This is a genomic window from Neisseria perflava, assembly GCF_024170405.1.
GTDB classification, from domain to species: Bacteria; Pseudomonadota; Gammaproteobacteria; order Burkholderiales; family Neisseriaceae; genus Neisseria; species Neisseria perflava_B.
Window position 1 is genome coordinate 25791 of record NZ_JALJYC010000023.1, and the last position, 20107, is coordinate 45897.

The following is a 20107-nucleotide window of genomic DNA, read 5'->3' on the forward strand; positions in this document are numbered from 1 at the left end:
GATGGTATGGGAAACATAAAAGGCCGTCTGAGAAACAGAAATTTATTCTGTTTCTCAGACGGCCTTTGGGTCGTTAAATACGGAAAATATCAGCCAATTTTCCTAATAGCGACGGCAGGTGGACTTGGGATTCGGATTTGACCGCACTGCTGCATTTCGGGCAGTGTTTCTGTTGGCGTATATCACCGGCATGGATGACATCGGAAACCTGATTCCAACTGCTTTTCCAGCCGCATTTCGGGCAGCAGATACGGATGTAAAAAGGGAACATGGCTATAATCCGAGCTCTTTTTCAAACTGTTCGCGCAGATGTTGCAATTCCCATTCATGCTGCTGGCGCAAAATAGCCACGTTTAATACGGCAGGCATGGTTACGCGGTAGGCTGGGTCTGCGAGGTCAACAGCCGTCCATACGGTGGTAATCGCCCAGCCAATCGGCCCGGTTAAGATGGACAAAGAACGGGTTAACGCTGCATTACCGGCAAAAGCGAGGCCGCGACCAATCAGAAACCTCAAAGTGGCATTGGCAACCATCAGGCTGAGTTTGTAGGATTGGAAACCGCCTGCTTTAAAAGCTGTCATCAAAATCGCCAACAATGCATCTTTGGATAAGTTGGCTGTTGCCGCAATCCCTGCTTCTTTTGCCAATGCAGCCAAATCCTCCGCTGACATTTTTTCGGCAGAATCTTCCAATACCTTCATCAATAATGCCTGTTCGATTTTGGCAACAGGGCTTTTTTTGTTGTAATTGACTTTGAATTTGTCGGCAACATCGGTTAATACTTCCCGATACAGCACGCCTTTACCGAATCTGGCTAAAGTAGCAAAGGTATTGCCGCCGAATGTTTGGATTTCTGCCGCAATCTCGCGCCAATACATTGAATGATTAGGATAAAAGCGTTTATAGTTGTCATTGCCGCTTAATTCTTCTGTGTAACGCTTGTTGCCGTCTTTGTCGTAAATCAGGCATTGCACCAAGCCGTCCAAATCGCGGGCTTTCAGGTCTTTCAAGAAGACCAAATCGGCATCATCACGGTAAGCCATTGTCGAATCCTTTCTTTTATTTTTTACTAAAAATACTGAATAATGTTTTCGCAACGGTTTTTACATTTTCCGGTGTAATCATTTCTTTTGCCGCTTCTTTGACGGCATTTAGTGCCATGTCGGCCAAATCAGAAAGCGTGCTTTTTATGGTGTTCCAAAAAGAATCTTCAACCGTTTCTTCAATTTTTTTGCTGTAATCTTCTTTCCCATCATTGCTGGAGAAATTCTGCTTATCGTCATTAACATCGCTCATAAACACAAAGCGTTTTTTCTCGGGTAATTGTTCGAGAATATGGCTGAGCAGTTTTTCCAGATTGTAAGGGTGCTGTTCTTCATCACCGTCTTTGTAACCGGCGGCGTAGTAAATCGGCTCGACATCCAAGCCGGTATCGGCTTTAATCCGTTCTCGGGTAGATTGGACTTTTTCTTCCAAAAAGTCAGTTAATGCTTGTTCCGGTTGGTTGGTTTCATGATTCCAATGGCGGCCTTTCATGGCCAAATCTGCCTGATTGATACCGACCAGCAGACGTTGTTTGCCTGTTTCTCCCAAATTCGGGTACACAACATCCTTGATAATGGTATAAGCCGAGCTGTAATCGCGACTACTGCCGTCAATAATCAGTAAGACCAAATCAATCAGCGCCAAGCCATTTTTGTCTTTTTCATTCAACTTTTGAACGATCGCTTCTTTATAGCGCTTATCGTTTTCTTCGGAATCACCAAATCTGGGTGTATCCCAAATCACGATATGATCGAACTCAAAAGATTCCAGTTGGGAGGTTTCCGGCTTGGTGCCTTGACCAACTTTTGCCGTATCCATATCAAACAACGCATTAATGGTTGAGCTTTTGCCTACGCCTGTACCGCCAACCAACAACACGTTGATTTTGGTATTGCGTATAGCGGCTGTTAATTTTTCCAACTGCTCTTTATTCAAATGTTTCAGCATTTCTTGGATTCTGCTATTGCTATTCATGTCAAACTCCTGAAAAGTTAACGGCGTTGCCGTATAAGTGGTAAAAGTAAATGTCATCAAATTGCTATTGGCTTGTCGTGGAACGGTGCGACTGCCGCCATTTGCGCCATTTCAAAAAATCTTGCCATTCTTCATCCGAGACAATATCGATTTCCTGCCCGTCTTCGGTGCGGACGGTTTGCATATTCTCATCGGCGGCTTTGGTACTTGGCCTATGCACCGTATTGCCGCGCACTGCCCGTTCTTGTTCGAGAAAGGCATAAAACTCTTCGGGCGTGTAACGCTTTTCTTTGGCGGTAATGGTGTAGTGTTTGGTAAACCATTTGTAGATGAGATACCAAAGGGCAATGCCGAGTAGGATTTGCAGCATGGTGGTTTCCTTGTTCGAAAGGGCATAAGGTCATTTCGGGTACGGGTTGCGCGGATATGTCGCACTACGGGTGCGGTTGTGTAAATTTTTGTTTGTTGCGTTTTGCTTATGCCTGTGGTTTATTTTAGCTTAAATTAAGAAATATTTGCCTATTTATAAGAAATTTATTCTCTTTTTATTGCCGTCTGAATGTCTGATAGTTGCTGCTTAGGAGCGGATATGACTTTGAAAGCACAGCAGGCTGTTGAAAAGGCCATCGGGCAGGCGATTATGAAGCACCGGAAGGCGGTGGGCATGACGCAGGCGCAGTTGGCGGAGCGTTTGGATTTGAGCAATGATGCGGTGTCACGCTTGGAGCGGGGCAATATCGGGCTGTCGGTGGTACGTTTGCTGGAGTTGGCGGAAATTTTCGGCTGCGATGCGGCGGATTTGTTGAATGACGGCAGCCGCAGGGTGCGCGATCAGGCGGGGCAGGTGCTGAATCTGTTGGAAAAGTTGGATGAAGGGGAGCGTGTCGGACTACTGCGGATTCTGGAGCAGATGGTGGCGTGGAAAACCGAATAAAACGGATGTTTGGAAAGGCCGTCTGAAAGCAGAAAACCGCATCTGTTTCAGACGGCCTTTTGCTGCACTTGAATATAATTTGTCATTACATCATAATGGCAACATAATGATTTTTTGAAAGGTAGGGCAATGGGTTATTCAAATTTCAATATGCGGCTGGACGACAAGTTGCGCGCCCGTGCTTATCCTGTATTGGCGCAATACGGCCTTACGCCCAGTCAGGCGGTCAGGATGTTTTTCAACCAAATCGGGGGAACCGGCAAAGTGCCGCTGTCGTTTGACTGGGCGGCCGACACGCTGGGTGCGAACGGTGAAAAAATGTTGCGTGAAAGCATCGCTGATTTTGAAAACGGCGATTACAGCAGTCATGCCGATTTGGAGGCGCTGAATCAGGCGATGGCGGAGATTGGCCGTGACTAAGCGCAGATTTGAGATGAGCAATGCGTTTAAGCGTGATTTGAAAAAGCATTACTTGTCGTTAATCGGCGAAGCATGGACAGAGGTGTCGGTATGTTTGCTGTACGCCCGTCTGATACCCGAAAAATACAGAGACCATCCATTGACCGGCAATTTCAGCGGTTTCCGAGACTGCCGCATCAAGCCCGATTTGGTGCTGGTTTACCGCTTGTCAGACGAAGCGGTGGAGTTACACCGGCTGGGAACGCATTCCGATTTGTTTTAAAAATGGACAAGGCCGTCTGAAAACGCCGCAGATTGCGCGTTTTCAGACGGCCTTGTTTTGATTGGCGGCTATTGTTTTTAACGGCAGGCAAAACTTTCCGCTTTATCCTTATCCCCGCCGACATAGGTTGCCACTTTCGGATAGGCGCACAGCGGCATGCTGCGGTTGGCGAAGGCTTTGCCTTGGGCAAGCATGACTTCTGGCGCTTTACCGTTATCGTGCCATTGCTCCAGCGCGGTGAGCGGGTCGAAGTCGTCAAAGGCTTGGCCGCCGCCGCAGTGGGTCATGCCAGGTACCATAAACATGCGGCTGAACGATTGCGCGTCGGGCGTGTCGCGCTGCATGCTGACAAACCAGTCGCGCTGGTCTTTGGCGGAAAACACGGGGTCGGAAATGCCGGTGACGATGATGAATTTGCCGCCGTTCGCTTTAAATGCGCTCATGTCGGTGGCGGTGGCGTCGTTGATTTTGCCGGTGGCGTAGGTTTTCGGCGTGTCGGTGTCGAAATTGAATTTGCTCAAGTCAAAATCGGGCACGGGCGGGCTCATGAAATACCATTTGAGTGAACCGGCGCCGAGCGTGATGTTGCGCGCGTCGGGTTCGGCGGTTTGCGAAGTGCCTAATTTCCATTTGCGCCAGCCGTCGGCATTAATCCCGCTGTCGTAGAACCAGCCGCTGTAAATGGGTTCGCCTTTGCTGTTTTTGGCGCCGTCGAACACGGCTTTGAGCGCGGCGGTTTTGGTTTTGGACAAGCCGGCCATTTCGGGTTGGAAGTCGCAGCTTTCCCACGCGTTGATGATGCCGTCTTTCAGGCCGTCTTTGGCGTCGCAGCGGTTGAGTACGGCTTGGCTGACTTTGTCCAAATCGGCTTGGGTGAAGGCGTTGGCAAGGATTTTATGGCCGTCTGAATTTTTCGGCGCGGCTTTGAGCAGATGGTGGGTGTCCCACACTTCGGCGATGGCGGCGCGGGAGAGGCGGAAGCCGGGGTTGGCGGCAATCACACCGTCAAATTCGTTGGGATAACGCTGGGCGGCAATCATGGCCTCACGCCCGCCGTTGGAGCAGCCCATGAAATAGCTGTGCTGCGGCGCGGCTTGGTACATTTTTTGAATCAGCTGCTTGGCCACGGCGGTGACTTTGCCGGTGGATTGGTAGGCAAAATCCAAACGCGCTTGCGGGTCGGTGCCGAAATTGGGGGTTGGGTTGGGGTGGCCGCCGTCCATGCTGACCACGGCGTAGCCGCGCTCCAGCGCGGGGGTGGCGGTGGAGGAACGCACGGGAATGCTGCCCAGCGCGGGGGCGACAAAGCCGTCCACACCGCCGCCGCCTTGGAACAGGAATTTGTTGTTCCATTGCGCGGGCAGGCGCATTTGGAATTTGGTGCCGTAGTGCTGGCCGTCCACGCCCGTGCGCGCGCCGATTTCGCCTTCGACGATACAGTGCGCACCGGCTTTGCTGGCGGTGGTGGCGCCGCCGGTCAGCGAGGACATTTTGTCTGCATCGACATTGCCGTCGGCCGACCATTCGGCTTTGGTGATTCGGGTGTCGGCGATTTGGGCGTTTTTGAGGGCGGTGCATTGTTTGGCGGCGGCAGAGTCGGCGGCGTTTTGCGGCGGCTCGGCGTGGCTGCAGGCGGTGGCGGCGAAGGCGGCAGATAGGGCGAGAATGAGTTTGCGGTTCATCAAAGATTCCTTTCGGGATAAAAAAGGGAGGCGAGGCGGATAGGCCGTCTGAAAATGGAAAGTAGCGTTTCAGACGGCCTTATCCTAATCATAAGCGGTTGTTGGTAATCAGGTTTTTATACGCATAAAAACTTTGCTTCGGAATGCGCGCCTGGGTGTCGTAGTCCACATAAATCATGCCGAAGCGCACTTCGTAGCCGCGTTGCCATTCGAGGTTGTCGTGGCTCGACCAGACATGGTAGCCCTGCACGTTGGCTCCTTCTTGCCGCGCCTGCAAAAGGGCAGCGGCATGGTTTTCGATGTAGCGGCAGCGTCCGGCGTCGTTGATTTTACCGTCCACCAAAACATCTTCGCCGACAAAGCCCGCGCCATTTTCGGTGATGTATATCAGCGGGTTGCCGTAGTCGTTTTTAATCCGCATAAGGAGGTTATAGAAGCAGTCGGGGCGCACCGGGCCGTTCATGGTCATTTCGCCGTCTTTGTCAAACAGGGTCGGCGCGTAGTCTTCGCCGCTGCCGTCGTGACGGATGTAAAACGGCGCGTAGTAGTTAATCCCCAAAAAGCCGAACTGCGCCGCGCCGATAGCGGCGGCATCGCCTTCCTGAATGCCCGCGTCGCCGCCGGTGGCCGCCAGCAAATCGAGCAGGTCTTGCGGATACTGCCCTTTGTACATGGCGTCGAGATACCAGCGGTTGAGCAGCGCATCCACCCATTGCGCGTTTTTGATGTCCAGCTCGCTGCCGTTTTCCACGGCTTCCACCGGTGAAAACGGCACGGCCACGCCGCACACGCCCGCATAGCCGCCTTCGCGGAAAATGCGTTGTGCTTCGGCACAGGCGAGCAGGATGTGGTTGATGGTTTTCAAGCGTTCGGCCAGGCGACTTTGGCTGCACAAGAGCGCGTTTAATACACCGAGGTCTTCGCCGTTGACAAAGGCTTCATGCGCCTCGCGGAAGGCCATGTCCACCGTCGGCTCGTTAATCAAAACAAACACTTCGCACAAATCGGCAAAATTTTTAAACACCACCTCGGCATAGCGGGCGAACCATTTGACCGAATCGCGGTTGAGCCAGCCGCCGCCGGCCGCCAGCGCAGCGGGGTAGTCCCAATGGTAGAGGGTAATCATCGGCTGAATGCCGTGGTCGATGAGGTCTTCGATAAAGCGGCGGTAATGCGCCACGCCGTCGGGATTGACCGGGCCGATACCGTCGGGAATGATGCGCGTCCACGAAATCGAAAAGCGGTAGCTGTTAATCCCTGCCTGCTGCATGAGTTTGAGGTCGGCCAAATACTGCTTGCGGTCGTAAAAATTAATCGCCACGCGTGCGGACACGCCGATACCGCCGTAGTAGTCACGCTCCAAATAATCGTCCCACACGCAGCGTCCGCGTCCGTCGTCGCTTGTATGCCCTTCCACCTGATAGGCGGCGGAAGACATACCCCAGAGAAATCCGTTTTGTCCGAACATCGCTTATTCCTTTCTCAAGCTGTGCTATGGCACATGATAATCCAAATGCTTTATGGTTTTGCACCCAATGCGACAGCGTTTGCGTTAACACAAAGGCAAAGGCCGTCTGAAAAACCCTCAATGGTTTTCAGACGGCCTTTGCCATTATTTCAATTTTTCTGACAATACGGCGATATGTTCCGGCCCTATACCGCAGCAGCCGCCGACAATGCTTGCGCCTGCGTCGCGCCATTCTTGCGCCCAGTGCAGGTAGTTGGGCGGGGTGGTGTCTTGGCGGATTTCGTCGAGGCCGTCGTTGGCGGCGTTCATCTCTTCGGCTACCGGTTCAAAGGCATTGGCGTACACGCCTATCAGGATATCTTTGTTTTGTTTGCTAAAAACATCATGGGCGGTTTGCACGGCAGCCAGCATGACTTCGGGGCGGCTGCAGTTGAACAGCAGCGCTTGTGCGCCCAAATCTGCTACTGTTTGCGCAGCTTCGGCCACGCTTTCGCCCGAACGCAATACGGGGCGGTCGTGCTCATGCGTGTCTTCCAGCGTAAATGACACCCAAAACGGCTTGCCGTCGGCGGGCAGGCGGCTTTGCCAGAATCGGGCTTCGGCGATGCTGCTTTGCGTTTCTGCCAGCCAAATATCGGCATACGGCGCCAAACCGCGCAGCAGCGGATCGGCAAGGGCGGGCGCGGCTTCTGCGTCAAACAAATCGGGGCGGTAAGAGCCGAAGAGCGGCGGCAGCGAGGCGGCCACTTTGACCGCTTTGCCGCTTTGTTCCACCGCTTCCCTTGCCAAACGTCCGGCCGTAGCAGCCAGCGTTTCGGCCTCTTGCCAAAAGCGTTCGCCGATATGGAAGGGCACGACGGCGTAGCTGTTGGCGGTAATCACTTGCACACCGGCGCGGATATAATCCGAATGGGTATCGCGCACGGCTGCGGGGGCTTCGGTCAGCGCCAGCGCCGACCACTCGGGTTGGCGGAAGGGTGCGCCGCGACGGTGCAGCTCGCGGCCCATGCCGCCGTCAAGGATGATGGGGGAGGGGGGAGGCATAGGGGTTTCCTTGTATCGTAAAATGAAATATGAGGCCGTCTGAAAAAAATCATTTTTCAGACGGCCTGATGTTTATTTCGCTTTCGCGGTGTCGCCGTCTTCCGGCACTTTTTTCTGCCACGGCAGGGAGTCAAAGCGGATGGTGTATTTCAACTCGCCGCCGGAAGATTCGGTGCCGATACGCGCCACGGCTTGGATGGCGTGGGTCAGTTGGTACACCAGTTTGGCCGACTGCTCGGCGCTGGTCATGCCGAATTCGTAGCCGAGGTACAGCTCGTTGGTGAGCTGTTTACCCACGGTCAAGACCTGCTCGGCGGGGTTGAGTTCGCCGGTTTGGGTGTCGCGGGTCTGGCGGCTGGTAAAGCCGAGGTCGTCCACCAGGCCGATACGGTCGTTGAGCTGACCGACCAAGAGGGCGCTGGCGGCGGAGGACAGGGCGGCATTGTCGCTGTCGCTGCCGCTGCTGGTGCGGTTGAGCACCAGCCACGACAGTTTGTCTTTATCGCTCATGGCCTCGTCAGCCACCAGATTGACACGCGGATTGCTCAGGTTGCCCAATACTTCCACCCCCGCGCCGACAGACGACAGGCGGCGCACGGCGCGGATGTTGAGATTGGGGTCGGACAGCGGACCGACGAAGGAAATCGTGCCTTTGGTAATGTCCAAATCCTGCCCGTAGGCTTTGTAACGGCCGCGCACCACATGAATCGTGCCGATACCCTGCACGCTCTTGCCCGGGCGGGCGGTGAGCTTGAGCTTGCCGCCGAGGGTCACGTTGAGGCCGGCGCCGATAAAGCGCACGTTGTTGTTCAAATCCAAATCCAAATCCATGTAGATGGGTGTGGCGGCGCTTTGGGTTTTTTTGGTGTCGCCCAAGACGACCACGTCGTCATCCAGCGTCGGCATGGAGGCGGCCTGCATACCGAACATGCCGAAATCGGCTTTCAAAGCGCCGTTGAGTGCCACGCCTTTGGCGGGGCTGTATTGCACGCGGGCTTTGCCGCTCAGTTGCAGACGGCGGTTGGGGCGGGAGAGGGTGCGGTATTTGTCGAACACGATGTTGAAATCCACATCCGGCTCGGCACCGGCCAGTGACACGCCGCCGGTCAGCTCGACCGTGCCGCCACGGTGGAACTTGAGGCTGTCGATGACCCAACGCTGGCCTTGCAGGTGCGAGCGCAACACGCCGTTGTCGAGAATCAGCCCCTGTGTCTGGTTGCGGTAATAGAGGTTATTGCCGTTGAGCGTGCCGCCCAGTTGCGGATCATTCAGACGGCCTGCCAGCGTAATCGCGCCGGTGACGTTGCCTTTGAGGGTTTGGCCGACGGGCATGAAGTTGCGAAATACTTCCAAATCCGACACGTTCAGGTTAATCCGCCCGCCCAGCGGCGCGTTGGCAAAATCGCTGCCTTGGCCGATGGTAAGGTTGCCGTCGGCGCGGCCGTAGTTGGTAACGCCGTTGAGGGTGGTGTTGACGGTGGGCGCGGCGGTGCGGCCGCCGATAACGGCCGAAGTGGTAAAGCGGCCGCTCAAGCCTTGCGCGGTAGCGGGCATAAACATGCGCAGGGTGGTCAGATCGGGAATGTTGAGATTGACCTTGCCGCTTATCGGCGCGTTGGCAATATTGCCGCCGAACTGCTGGGCAATACCGACGCTGCCGTCCACGCGGCCGAAGCGGGTGGCGCTGTCCACGGTGGCGTCAATACGGCCGTTTTGGAAACGGGTGCGCAACGACAATGCGCTCAGGCCGAGTGTCTGCTTGTCGGAAATCGTGATGTCGCCGCCCTGACGGGTAATGTTGAGGTAGCCGTGCGCGTTTTGGCTGTACGACAAATCCCAATCGCCACCCAAAATCAGATTGTGCGGCACGGGCGGGGTGTAGAAATTGTGCAGCTCGGCCATGTGCAGGTTTTGCGCACTGCCTTTGCTGGTAATGCCGGCTTTTTTGTCCCACACGAAGTTTTGCAGATTGATGCTGCCGCCCATCGCCGCCCAGCGTGCCGGACTCATGGCCACGCGCTCGGCACCGGCTTCCAACGTCATGCGGTTTTGCAGCTTGAGGTTGAACGCGCCGCTGATGTCGAGTGTGCTGACCGTGCCTTTCCATTGGGTTTGGTCGGCGTTCAGGCCGCCGTTGGCATCGATTTCCAGCTTGTAGCGCTTGCCGTCCAATGCCATGCTGCTGCCGCCGTGAATGCGGTGGCTGAGGCCGGTGCCGTTGACAAACAGATTAACCGCGTCGATGGCGGTCGGCGATTCACCTGCCAACACAATCTGTTCGCCCTTCAATTCGGCGGCTAGCTGCTTGCTGGTATCGGGCGAGCCTTTCAGTTTGAAATCCAGGGTTTTGACGTTGAGCACGTCGGCAATACGGAAAGCGCGCGCCTGACCGGTCAGGTCGGTTTCCAGCGATTGGGTGCCTTTGGACAAATCGCCTGCGATGTAGCCTTTGGCGTTGAGCAGGCCGCTTAAGCCGAAGCCGAAGCGGGACAAATCGGGCGCGCTGATGTTGAGGTTGAGGCGGTCGCCCGCTTTGCCGAAGCTACCGCTGGTGTTGATGACGTTGGTGCCGAGCTTGATGTCGGTGTCGGCACGGCTTAAGTGTTGGTTTTCGTACAACACATCGGCTTTGCCGCTCAAAGACACATTGTTGAGCGTACTGGGGGCAAACTGCATTTTGCCGCCGAAGGCTTGTTTTGCCAATTCGCCGGTCAGCGCAATCGTGCCGTTGACGCTGCCGCGCGGCAGTTGCGGGTCGATTTGCCCTGGGTTGAAGGCTTTGCTGGTGATGTCGAGCTTGAGCGCCTGGTTTTTAAACAATTCCAAGAAACCGGCAGCGTTCAATTCGCCGCCGCCTTCGGGCAGGATTTGCAAACGGGTCAGATTCAGCGTTTGCTGCCCCAGTTTCGCGTCGGTGGCGATGGAGAGCAGGCCGGTGGCGCGGGCAAAGCCGCTGTTCAAATCCCATTCGATGTCGGGCGAAGCGGTCGCGCCTTTGACATTAATGCTGCCGTTCAGATGGCCTGCGATTTGGGTTTGCACGGCATCGTCTGCGCCGACTTCATTGATACCCAAAGCCAAATTCAGCGTATTGGCGGCGCTGTCGATGGTGCCGCCGACATTGACCACGCCTTTTTGCAGCAGGGTCACATCGGTGTCTTTGATGGTAACGGCGCCGTTGTTGTCCACGGTAAAGTCGCCCAAAATGGTGCGCACGGGTATGCCGCCGGCGTCGGCAAAATCGGCCAGATTGTTGCCCAAATCCAGCGAGCCTTCCAGCGCCATGCCTTTTTGGGCGGAGGGGACGATAATCGCGTCGAAATTCAGCTGCGCCTTGGGCAGCGAGGGCAGGAAGGCGGCCGGATTGACGTGGAAGCCTTTGCTGTGGATTTCACCGACGATTTTGTTAAGCTGGGTTTCAAACGGATGTAAGACGGAGCGGGCGAACAGGTGGACATTGTCGCCGTCCAGCAGAATATCGGTGTTGACGTCTTGCAGCGAACCCCACAGGCGCACCGTGCCGTGTACGGTTTCGCCTTCCAATTCGCCTTTGGTATAAATGGCGGTGTTGACAGGGAAAGGCTTTTTCAGGCTGACGACAACGGCACCGGCGGAAGTGCTCCACGGCGATTTTAATTCGGTCAGGTCGAGGCGGTGTCCTTGTTCATCGTAATGATAGGCCGTCTGAATTTTTTCCACATACACGGTCTGCTTGGCAAAGCTTTTGCCGGTGCTGATTTTGCCGGTTTCCACGCGGTCGAGCGACACGGGCACGGGCAAATCAATGCTGTCGGGCAGCCCTTGCGACGGCTCTTTTTCGGTCGGCGGCGTGGGTTTGCTGACGATGGCGATGTCGCCCGCCACGATTTTGGTAATGTGCAGCTGCGGGCGGGTGAGTTCAGACGGCAGCCAGTCGAAACGGAAACTGCTGATTTTGACATCGGCACCGTCGGTTTCAATCAGCCAGTCGCTGCCGTCAAATCCCTCCAGCAGCGTGCCTTGCAGCGATTTGGAAGAAATGTTGACACCGAACCACGATGGAATTTGGTACAAACCGAAACGCAGGCCGGATTCCGTGCCGACCAGCCAGGCGGCAAAACCGAGCAGGATAAGCAGCAGGCACAACAAACCCCCTGCCAGTTTGCGCCAAGGGCGGCGCTTCTTCGGCGGGGTAGGGCGCTCGGACGGCGCGGCCGTGGAGGGGACGGGAGCGGTTGCCTGTGTTGCGGTCATGATTTAGATAAAGAATAAGGTAAACGGATTGCAGCGGTTTTCAGACGGCCTTTGTATTAGGGTCTGTTGACATTTCATCACGCGGCAATATTTGTGCGTAAAAACGCGGCTGCTGCGTTAAAAATGCTCGCAAGGTATCCAACCATGCTGCGCTTTTTGCCTTGCATCCGCGCTTTTTCACATCAAATCTTGTTTCGCGGATGAATTGTCAACAGACCCTAGTAAAAGGCCGATAGGCCGTCTGAAAAATAGTCTGTTAAACAGCGGCGGCTGTCAAATCAAAAACGCGTGCCCAAGCTGATGGACCAGCGCACTTTTTTGTCTTGGTGGCCGTAGGCGATGTCAAACGAAAACGGCGCCACCGGGCTGAACCAGCGCACACCCACGCCTGTGCCGTGTTTTATGGTCATGTCTTTGAAATTATTGGCGACATCGCCCATATCGTGAAACACGGCGGCGGAGAAGCTCTGGTTAATCGGGTATTGGTATTCCAAGCTTGCCACCATCAGGGCGCGCTCGGGGATAACGGTATCGTTCGGGCCGTCTAAACCAATGCTGTTTTGCTCGTAACCGCGTATCGACGAAGCGCCGCCGGTACGGAACATCAGGGTATAGGGCACGTCTTGGTCTTCCTTGGCATACACATAACCGGCCTGTCCGCGTACCACAAACGTACCGATTTTTTTGTTTTCCGGCGTGAAATAATAGCCTGCGCTGCCATAGGCGCGCGCCATAAAAGTAGAAGACAATACTTTGCCTAAAGTCGCGCCGATTTTGCCGTCGAGATAATAGCCGTTTTCCGGCCGCAGGGTGGTTTCGATGCTTTGACGGCGCCAAGAAGCGGTCAGCATGGTGGCGTGGCTGCGGCTGGTAACAAACCCGCTGGTCGGCACTTTGCGGTCTTCAATCACAAATTCCAAACCGATACGCGCGTCGATGTTGTTTTTGTCGCGCACATACCAAACGCCGCTGGTCAGGGCGCGCGTTTCCAGATTTTGCGTGGTGGAGCGGTTGTAGCCGATATTGCTGGTCCAATATGTGCCGTTGCTGCGGCGCGGCTGGCTGATACCGGCGGAAAGGGCGGTTTCGTATTTGTCCATGTCCCAAATCACCGAGCCGATGTAGCCTCTATTAAACAGATTGTAGTAATCATAGCCCACGCGTCCGCCCAAACCGTCTTCCGAATCGTAGCGCACGCCCAAATCCAGCTTATGCCGCTTCATTTCGGTCACATTCACTTTGACGGGTACGCGGTCGCCTTCGAGCCGGTCGAAATCGGCCTGCACCGCCGCGCCGGAATAGCGGCTGTTTTGCTCCAGCGCCTGTTGGAAATCCAGCAGCATGTCTAAGTCATACGGCTCACCCGGATGGAAACGTGCCAAACCTTCCACCACGCTGGCGGGGTAGCGCTTTGTGCCGGTAATTTCAAAATCGCCGAAGTAAATCGGCTGCTTGCTGTCCACCACCACATTCAAATCGGCGGTGTTGTTTTCCGGATTGATGGTGGCTTGGGTGGAAGACAGTTTGGCCAGCGGGTATTTTTTCCGCGCCACGGCCGCCAAGACTGCCGTTTTGCTGCTGCTCCAACTGTCTTGCTCGAAATAGCTGCCGACGGGCTGTTTCCAGCCGCTCATGGCATTTTTATAGTAGTCGGCCAAATCGTTGTCGGACAGCATGTCGCCGGTCAGCGCCACGCTGACGTTATCAACTTTGGTGCGCGGGCCGGGCGTAACTTTGACGGTATAGCTGCTGCCTTCGTCTTTGACGGTGGTGCTGCTGTTGAAATAGCCTTTGGTGCGCAGGATGGTTTGGACGTTGTCCGGCGTTTCTTCCGCCAAAAAGCCGACCTGCTCTTTATCCAGCTCTTCTTCCTGCTGTTGGGTAATCAGTGGCAGGTATTCGGTCAGGGCAGATTTGACATCGCTGTTGTCGGTGTCGATGTTGACGGCGTATTTGGGCGTCAGCTTGACCGATTCGGTTTGATTGGGCGAAGTCGGCGGCTTGGGGCGCTCGGATTCGGGGATACGCTCGTAATCATCCGCTTTGGCTTCAAACGAATCGGCCGCCAGCGCCTGCACACAGGCAAGCGACAGCGTGGTCAGAATGAGCGGGTAAATCGGCTTGGTCATGGGTCGGATTCGGTCAAACGGAAAACAACGGGGTATGGGGTAACAAGACATCTCAAGGTGGGATTCTAACATCTTTTGCGCGGCCTTTTGAAATCGAGACCGCAGGTAAGCGCAGCGCCGAGGCCGTCTGAAAGGAAACGGCGGACAGGATTTGCCAAATTGTTGACAAAATTCATTCAAGCGGGCATAAGCGTTGTATAATTGTGTAGCAGATTAATCTTTTAATTTTAAAATATTTAATAATAAATGACAAAAAAAATTAAAATTTGAAACTAAATAGCCATTTATTAGATTGTATGCCGAAAATATCACGGTGTTAGATTTTTTATTTTAGAATGTTAGACTTTCTTAACATACATAGAAAGACTCAATCATGGCAAGTGGCAATCCGCTGATGAATGCGGTCAACAGCATTAGCCTGGTCAAACAAATCGTGGTCGGGCTGGTTTTGGGTATTTTGGTCGGCTGGGCGGCGCCCTCAGCCGGTTTGGCCGTTGGCTTGTTTGGCGCTTTGTTTGTCGGTGCATTGAAAGCGATTGCGCCGATTTTGGTGTTTGTGTTGGTGGTGTCGGCGATTGCGCAGCACCGTGAGGGCAATGAAGCCCATATCAAACCGATTTTGTGGCTGTATCTGCTGGGCACGTTTGCCGCCGCTTTGGTGGCGGTTATCGCCAGCATGGCTTTCCCGACCACGATTATTTTGGCTTCTGCCGGCGATGTGTCCACCGCGCCGCCTTCCGGTATCGTCGAGGTATTGAAAGGTCTGCTGATGAAGCTGGTGTCCAACCCGATTAGCGCATTGGCGGACGCCAACTATATCGGTATTTTGGCTTGGGCGCTGGTATTGGGCGCGGCATTGCGCCGCCACGGTTCGGACACCACCCGCCAAGTGGCGGCGGATATGGCCGATACCGTCTCTACCGTCGTCAAATGGGTGATTAAATTTGCCCCCATCGGTATTTTCGGCCTGGTGGCGACCACCATTGCCGAAACCGGTTTTACCGCTTTGGCCAGCTATGCCAAATTGCTGGTGGTGCTGCTCGGCTGTATGCTGTTTATCGCCTTTATCGTCAACCCGCTGATTGTGTGGACGCAAATCCGCCGTAATCCTTATCCGCTGACGCTGATGTGTTTGCGCGAAAGCGGCGTGACGGCTTTCTTTACCCGCTCTTCCGCTGCGAATATTCCGGTTAATATGGCCTTGGCGAAAAAGCTGAATTTGCACGAGGACACCTATTCCATCTCCATCCCGCTGGGTGCGACCATCAACATGGCGGGCGCGGCGATTACCATTACCGTCTTGACGATGGCGGCGGCCAATACGCTGGGCATCCATGTCGATTTTCTGACTGCATTGCTGTTGAGTCTGATGGCCACCGTCGGCGCCTGCGGCGCGTCTGGCGTGGCCGGCGGCTCGCTGCTGCTGATTCCGATGGCCTGCAGCCTGTTTGGGATTTCCGACGATATTTCCATGCAGGTGGTGGCCGTCGGCTTCATCATCGGCGTGATTCAGGATTCCGCCGAAACCGCGCTGAACTCTTCTACCGACGTATTGTTTACTGCGGCGGCGGATATGGGACGTCAGCGTAAGGCTTAGTCTTTGATTATCTGTCGTAAAATAGGAAAAGGCCGTCTGAAAACGCAAAATGTTTTCAGACGGCCTTTTTGTCAGATGGTTATCCGTTATTCATTTAGATTCAGACGGCCACGCTTTGCGGCGCTACCGCTTTCACATAATTCAAGGCGATAAACTGTTTCTCCGAATCCACTTCGGTAATGTTCAGCAACACCTGCGATTTGGGCAGTGTATCAAACGGGATACCGTTGGCGCGTGCCACCAGCGGCAGGCCGTCTATGCGCACCAAATCGTCTTTCCATACAGTTGCCACCAGCTCTTTTGTGCCCTGCTGCTCCAGATACACCAAACTCCAGTAGGCTTCCATCTGGCGTTGGAAATCGGCGTAAGCGGTGTAGGCGCTGTCGAAATCGCGCAGCGCGGCGAAGAGTTCGGCATCGTTTTTTTGGAACAGCGGCGCGGCGGTGTCGTCAATCAGACTAATCAGCTGCTTTTGGTTGATGTAGTCGGCGGCGCGGCGCAGCGGCGAGGTAAACCAGCCGTAATGCTGCACGCCCATGCCGATGTGCGGCTCGGATTGGGTGCTCATGCGCACTTTGCCGGAAGGCTGTACGCGGAACAGGCCGGGCAGCTTGTTTTCGTCCAACATCTGCGCCCAAGTGGAATTGGCCAGAATCATCATCTCGCTTACCAGCGTATCAATCGGCGCACCGCGTTCGCGGCGGGATACCGACACCGTGCCGTTTTCATCCACCTCAATACCGTAATCGTATTGCGGCGCACGGTTTTCTTCGTATTTGCCGCGCGCTTTTTGCAGGGCAATGCCGAATTGGTAAAACCAAATCAAATCCTGATGGTGGGCAAACATGGCTTGGCCGTCTGAATCCAAACCGTTCTGCGCATTAAAATGCGGATCGATGGCTTGGATACGCAGGTTTTCCGCGATGTTGACCGCTTCGATTCTGCACACCGGTTCGCCGACATTGAAATCCGCATCCACCTCAAAATAAATGCTGACGGCGGGGCGGTATGCACCCGCGTCGAGGCTGAACGCGGCAATCCAGTTGTCCGGCAGCATGGTGATTTTGCCGTCGGGGAAATACACCGTGCTTTGGCGCTCGGCAATGGTTTTTTCCATGTCGCTGCCGCGAGTGATTGCCAGCGACGGCGCGGCGATGTGGATACCCACGCGCTTTACGCCGTCGCCCAAATCGGTCAGGCTCAAAGCGTCATCCACTTCGGTGGTGGAATCGTCATCAATCGAAAACGCCGCCACGTCTGCCTTAGGCAAGTCCGCCAATGCGGGCACGGCAATTTCGGGGAAGCCCGTGCCTTTGGGGAAATATTTCATCTCAAAGCCGTCGAGCAGGTATTGCGGAATCGAGGCGATACCGCCGGTTTTTTTCGCCAGCTCGTAAGCGGAGATTTTCAGCGCCTCGGCCGCTTTGCTAAACGCCTTGTAGGTCAATGCCTGCTTGTCGGACGCGTGCAGAATCGTTTTCAAATCCGCCGCGATTTCAGACGGCATGTCGCCCGCCTGCAAGGCCGCCGCCCACGCCTCGATTTGCGCGTCCTGCTGTTTCTTGCGCTCGATGGCCGCCAGCGCCTGTTTCAGCGTTTCTTCAGGCGCGGCCTTGAATACGCCTTTGGCCTTTTTGTAGAAATACATCGGCGCGGCATATAGCGCAATCAGCGTGGCCGCCAGCTCGGTTTTGCTGGGCGCATGGCCGTAATATTCTTCCGCAATCGCCTCGGCGCTAAACTCATCCGCGCCGCACACTTCCCACAGCAAATCGGTGTCAATATCCGCCGCTTCCGCCTGCGCCTTGTCCAAAAACGCCGCCATATCGCCGTCAAACTCAGCAAACACATTATTGGCCTTCACTTTGGTGCGTTTGCCGTGTTGGGTATCCACTTGGTAGGTGGCATCGTTTTTCTGCACAACCGCAGCCACTTTAAACTGGCCGGATTCTTCGTAAAAAATATTCATGTAGGGTTTCGGTGTTGGAATTTTTTGAGTGGGGGATTTTAACAGAATTATGGGGAAATGCCGTCTGAAAACAAAATAGAAAAACCGCCTGCTTTTGAAGGAAGGCGGGAAAACAGATGTTTTATTTTAACGGCATGCTATTGACTGAACAGCAGCACAAGCATTAAGATAGCCTTAATGACTGTACTGAGTTTCAGTCTGAGGCAGCCTTTTGGAGAGGTCTGTTTCATCTTGAAACCATCCTTTCTAGGGCTGGTTTCGCAATAAAGCCCCACTCCACTGGGGCTTTACTGTTTCCAGCCCCACGCGCATTATAATGATAATGCGATAGGCATACAATGCCGTCTGAACGGGGTTTACCGTAATCTCTGATTGCGCTTTAAAACCTGTTCAGACGGCCTTTTGCTATCCTGTGTTTTCCTCTTTTCCGAATATCGCCAACCATACCGCCCACTGCTCATCTATCGGTGCGACAATTTCTACCGCTTTCCCATCGCCCAATCTGTGAAAACACAAAGAACGTGCGTGCAACATCAGCCGCTGCGTGCCGACATGTGCGGCAACGGCGTGGTTTTGGCGCAGGTCGCCATAATTGGTGTCTCCGACAATGGGGTGGAAAATATGTTTCAGATGGCGGCGCAGCTGGTGTTTGCGGCCGGTGTGCGGCGTGAGTTCCGCCCACGAATAGCGCGAGGTGGGGTAGCGCTGCGCCGATTGGAACGGCAGTTCGGTACGCGCCAGACAGCGGTAGTCGGTGACGGCTTCTTGCAAAGTTGCTTCAGTCAGCGCTTCGGCGATTTGGTCGGGCTGGTATTTGAGCGGGTAATCAATGGTATCGTGGTCGCCCAAATGACCGCGCACCACCGCCCAATAGGTTTTGATGGTGGTTTTCTGCTCAAACTGCTGCGTTAAAGCGCGGGCGCTGTCGCTGTCGAGCGCAAACAGCAATACGCCCGAGGTTGGGCGGTCGAGACGGTGCACGGGGAATACGTGCCGCCCGATTTGGTCGCGCAGGGTCTGCATGACAAAGCGGGTTTCGTGGCGGTCAAGCCAGGAGCGGTGCATCAGCATACCGGCGGGTTTGTTGACGGCAATGCAATGGTTATCTTGATAAAGAATCTCGAGCATGGGAAAGCGGCGCAGGCCGTCTGAAAAGTCAAAAGCGGATTCTGCCACAGGATTACCGGTTTGGGCATGTTTTCAGACGGCCTGCTTGTGATAATCGGCGGCGGCACCATATTCAAGCAGTTAAACCACACATAATAAAATGAAAAAGGAATCATCATGCGCACCATCCGCAAAATTTACGATGCGCCTACCAAGCATTGGGTGGGCGACGGCTTTCATGTCTCGCCGCTGTTTTCCCATATGGCGGAAGAGCGCCACACCAATCCGTTTTTAATGTTTGACTACGCCATGCCGATGGAGTTTGCGCCGAACGCGGGTCAGCCGCGCGGCGTGGGCGCCCATCCGCACAAAGGCTTTGAAACCGTTACCATCGCCTACTACGGCGAAGTGGCGCACCGCGACAGCAGCGGCGGAGGCGGCGTGATTGCGCAGGGCGACGTGCAATGGATGACCGCTGGTGCGGGCATTGTGCATGAGGAATTTCACGCCGAATCCTTCGGCAAACGCGGCGGCCTGTTTGAAATGGCGCAGCTGTGGATAAACCTGCCTGCCGCCCACAAAAACACCCCGCCGCGTTACCAACACTTGGCCGCCGCCGATATTCCGATGGTGGAGCTGGCCGGCGGCGCGGGCAGTCTGCGCCTGATTGCGGGCGAACGCGACGGCGTGAAAGGCGCGGCGGAAACCTTTACCGAGCTGAACGTATGGGATGTGAAGCTCAACCCGAACGGCGTGGCCGAACTGAGCGTTCCCGCCAAGCACAACCTCACCATCGCCGTGCGGCGCGGCAATGTGTGTTTTAACGATGAGGCACAAGCAGGCGCAACCCAACTCGTAACCTTCAATAATGAAGATGGCATAGTCCGGCTGCGAGCCGATGGAGAAGGTGCGGAACTTTTGCTCTTGAGCGGCGTGCCGATTGACGAACCCATCGCCGCCTACGGCCCGTTTGTGATGAACACCCGCGCCGAATTGGTGCAGGCCTTTGCCGATTACAATAACGGCAAGTTCGGTCATTTAGCATAAGGTAAAAGCGGCAAGGCCGTCTGAAAAACCGCGCTTTCCGGTTTTCAGACGGCCTTTTTGCCGTATTTCCCCGCCCGCCGCAAATCCGTTACAATAAATCTAGGGGCTGTACTAGATAACTAGATTTATTCAAAATCATTTAGAATAAATCCCATGAAAAAAAGTCGACTGAGCCCTTATAAGCAAAACAAGCTA

General features: G+C 54.7%; 16 protein-coding genes. 5 read left to right on the plus strand and 11 right to left on the minus strand.

Annotated elements, in window-relative coordinates:
• Positions 1-73: 73 nt before the first annotated feature.
• The 4 genes from J2T37_RS09020 to J2T37_RS09035 form a co-directional block, all read right to left on the minus strand.
• The gene (locus tag J2T37_RS09020; RefSeq protein ID WP_253355265.1) at positions 74-271 is read right to left on the minus strand and encodes a hypothetical protein; all 198 of its coding nucleotides are present in this window, start codon (positions 269-271) and stop codon (positions 74-76) included.
• A 2-nt stretch (positions 272-273) separates the two neighbouring features.
• The gene (locus tag J2T37_RS09025; RefSeq protein WP_253355266.1) at positions 274-1044 is read right to left on the minus strand and encodes a DUF3944 domain-containing protein; all 771 of its coding nucleotides are present in this window, start codon (positions 1042-1044) and stop codon (positions 274-276) included.
• Positions 1045-1060: 16 nt separating this feature from the next.
• Positions 1061-2020: a GTPase family protein gene (locus J2T37_RS09030; RefSeq protein ID WP_253355267.1), complete on the minus strand. Its 960-nt coding sequence runs from the start codon at positions 2018-2020 to the stop codon at positions 1061-1063.
• A gap of 64 nt (positions 2021-2084) precedes the next feature.
• Positions 2085-2390, minus strand: a complete 306-nt coding sequence (locus J2T37_RS09035; RefSeq protein WP_253355268.1) for a hypothetical protein — start codon at positions 2388-2390, stop codon at positions 2085-2087.
• A 219-nt stretch (positions 2391-2609) separates the two neighbouring features.
• Between J2T37_RS09035 and J2T37_RS09040 the strand changes: the two genes are divergently transcribed.
• From J2T37_RS09040 to J2T37_RS09050, 3 genes are all read left to right on the plus strand, one after another.
• Complete coding sequence (locus J2T37_RS09040; RefSeq protein ID WP_253355269.1) at positions 2610-2954, plus strand: helix-turn-helix domain-containing protein; 345 nt, start codon at positions 2610-2612, stop codon at positions 2952-2954.
• A gap of 129 nt (positions 2955-3083) precedes the next feature.
• Complete coding sequence (locus J2T37_RS09045; protein WP_253355270.1) at positions 3084-3374, plus strand: type II toxin-antitoxin system RelB/DinJ family antitoxin; 291 nt, start codon at positions 3084-3086, stop codon at positions 3372-3374.
• A complete protein-coding gene (locus J2T37_RS09050) occupies positions 3367-3636 on the plus strand; it encodes a type II toxin-antitoxin system YafQ family toxin (protein WP_437179470.1) in 270 nt (89 codons plus the stop codon). The genes J2T37_RS09045 and J2T37_RS09050 overlap by 8 nt, the downstream gene beginning before the upstream one ends.
• Before the next feature lie 77 nt (positions 3637-3713).
• Here J2T37_RS09050 and J2T37_RS09055 read toward each other — a convergent pair whose 3' ends face one another.
• From J2T37_RS09055 to J2T37_RS09075, 5 genes are all read right to left on the minus strand, one after another.
• Entirely contained in the window at positions 3714-5318 is a 1605-nt protein-coding gene (locus tag J2T37_RS09055; protein ID WP_253355271.1) for a tannase/feruloyl esterase family alpha/beta hydrolase, read from the minus strand.
• 88 nt (positions 5319-5406) lie between these two features.
• Positions 5407-6786: a glycoside hydrolase family 1 protein gene (locus tag J2T37_RS09060; protein ID WP_253355272.1), complete on the minus strand. Its 1380-nt coding sequence runs from the start codon at positions 6784-6786 to the stop codon at positions 5407-5409.
• 144 nt (positions 6787-6930) lie between these two features.
• A complete protein-coding gene (locus J2T37_RS09065; RefSeq protein ID WP_253355273.1) occupies positions 6931-7830 on the minus strand; it encodes a homocysteine S-methyltransferase family protein in 900 nt (299 codons plus the stop codon).
• A 72-nt stretch (positions 7831-7902) separates the two neighbouring features.
• Positions 7903-12063, minus strand: coding sequence for a translocation/assembly module TamB domain-containing protein (locus J2T37_RS09070; protein WP_253355274.1), 4161 nt, complete (start codon positions 12061-12063; stop codon positions 7903-7905).
• Positions 12064-12341: 278 nt separating this feature from the next.
• Positions 12342-14192 (minus strand): autotransporter assembly complex protein TamA, encoded by a 1851-nt coding sequence (locus J2T37_RS09075; RefSeq protein WP_253355275.1) that lies wholly within the window; start codon positions 14190-14192, stop codon positions 12342-12344.
• A gap of 373 nt (positions 14193-14565) precedes the next feature.
• On the opposite strand from J2T37_RS09075, the gene sstT reads away from it, so the two are divergent.
• Entirely contained in the window at positions 14566-15789 is a 1224-nt protein-coding gene (gene sstT / locus J2T37_RS09080) for a serine/threonine transporter SstT (RefSeq protein WP_253355276.1), read from the plus strand.
• A gap of 100 nt (positions 15790-15889) precedes the next feature.
• Here sstT and J2T37_RS09085 read toward each other — a convergent pair whose 3' ends face one another.
• Complete coding sequence (locus tag J2T37_RS09085) at positions 15890-17758, minus strand: ribonuclease catalytic domain-containing protein (protein ID WP_253355277.1); 1869 nt, start codon at positions 17756-17758, stop codon at positions 15890-15892.
• A gap of 405 nt (positions 17759-18163) precedes the next feature.
• Positions 18164-18886, minus strand: a complete 723-nt coding sequence (gene truC, locus J2T37_RS09090) for a tRNA pseudouridine(65) synthase TruC (protein ID WP_253355282.1) — start codon at positions 18884-18886, stop codon at positions 18164-18166.
• Between the two features lie 156 nt (positions 18887-19042).
• On the opposite strand from truC, the gene J2T37_RS09095 reads away from it, so the two are divergent.
• On the plus strand, positions 19043-19912 hold the full coding sequence (locus tag J2T37_RS09095) for a pirin family protein (RefSeq protein WP_253355278.1): 870 nt from the start codon (positions 19043-19045) through the stop codon (positions 19910-19912).
• Positions 19913-20107: the final 195 nt, after the last annotated feature.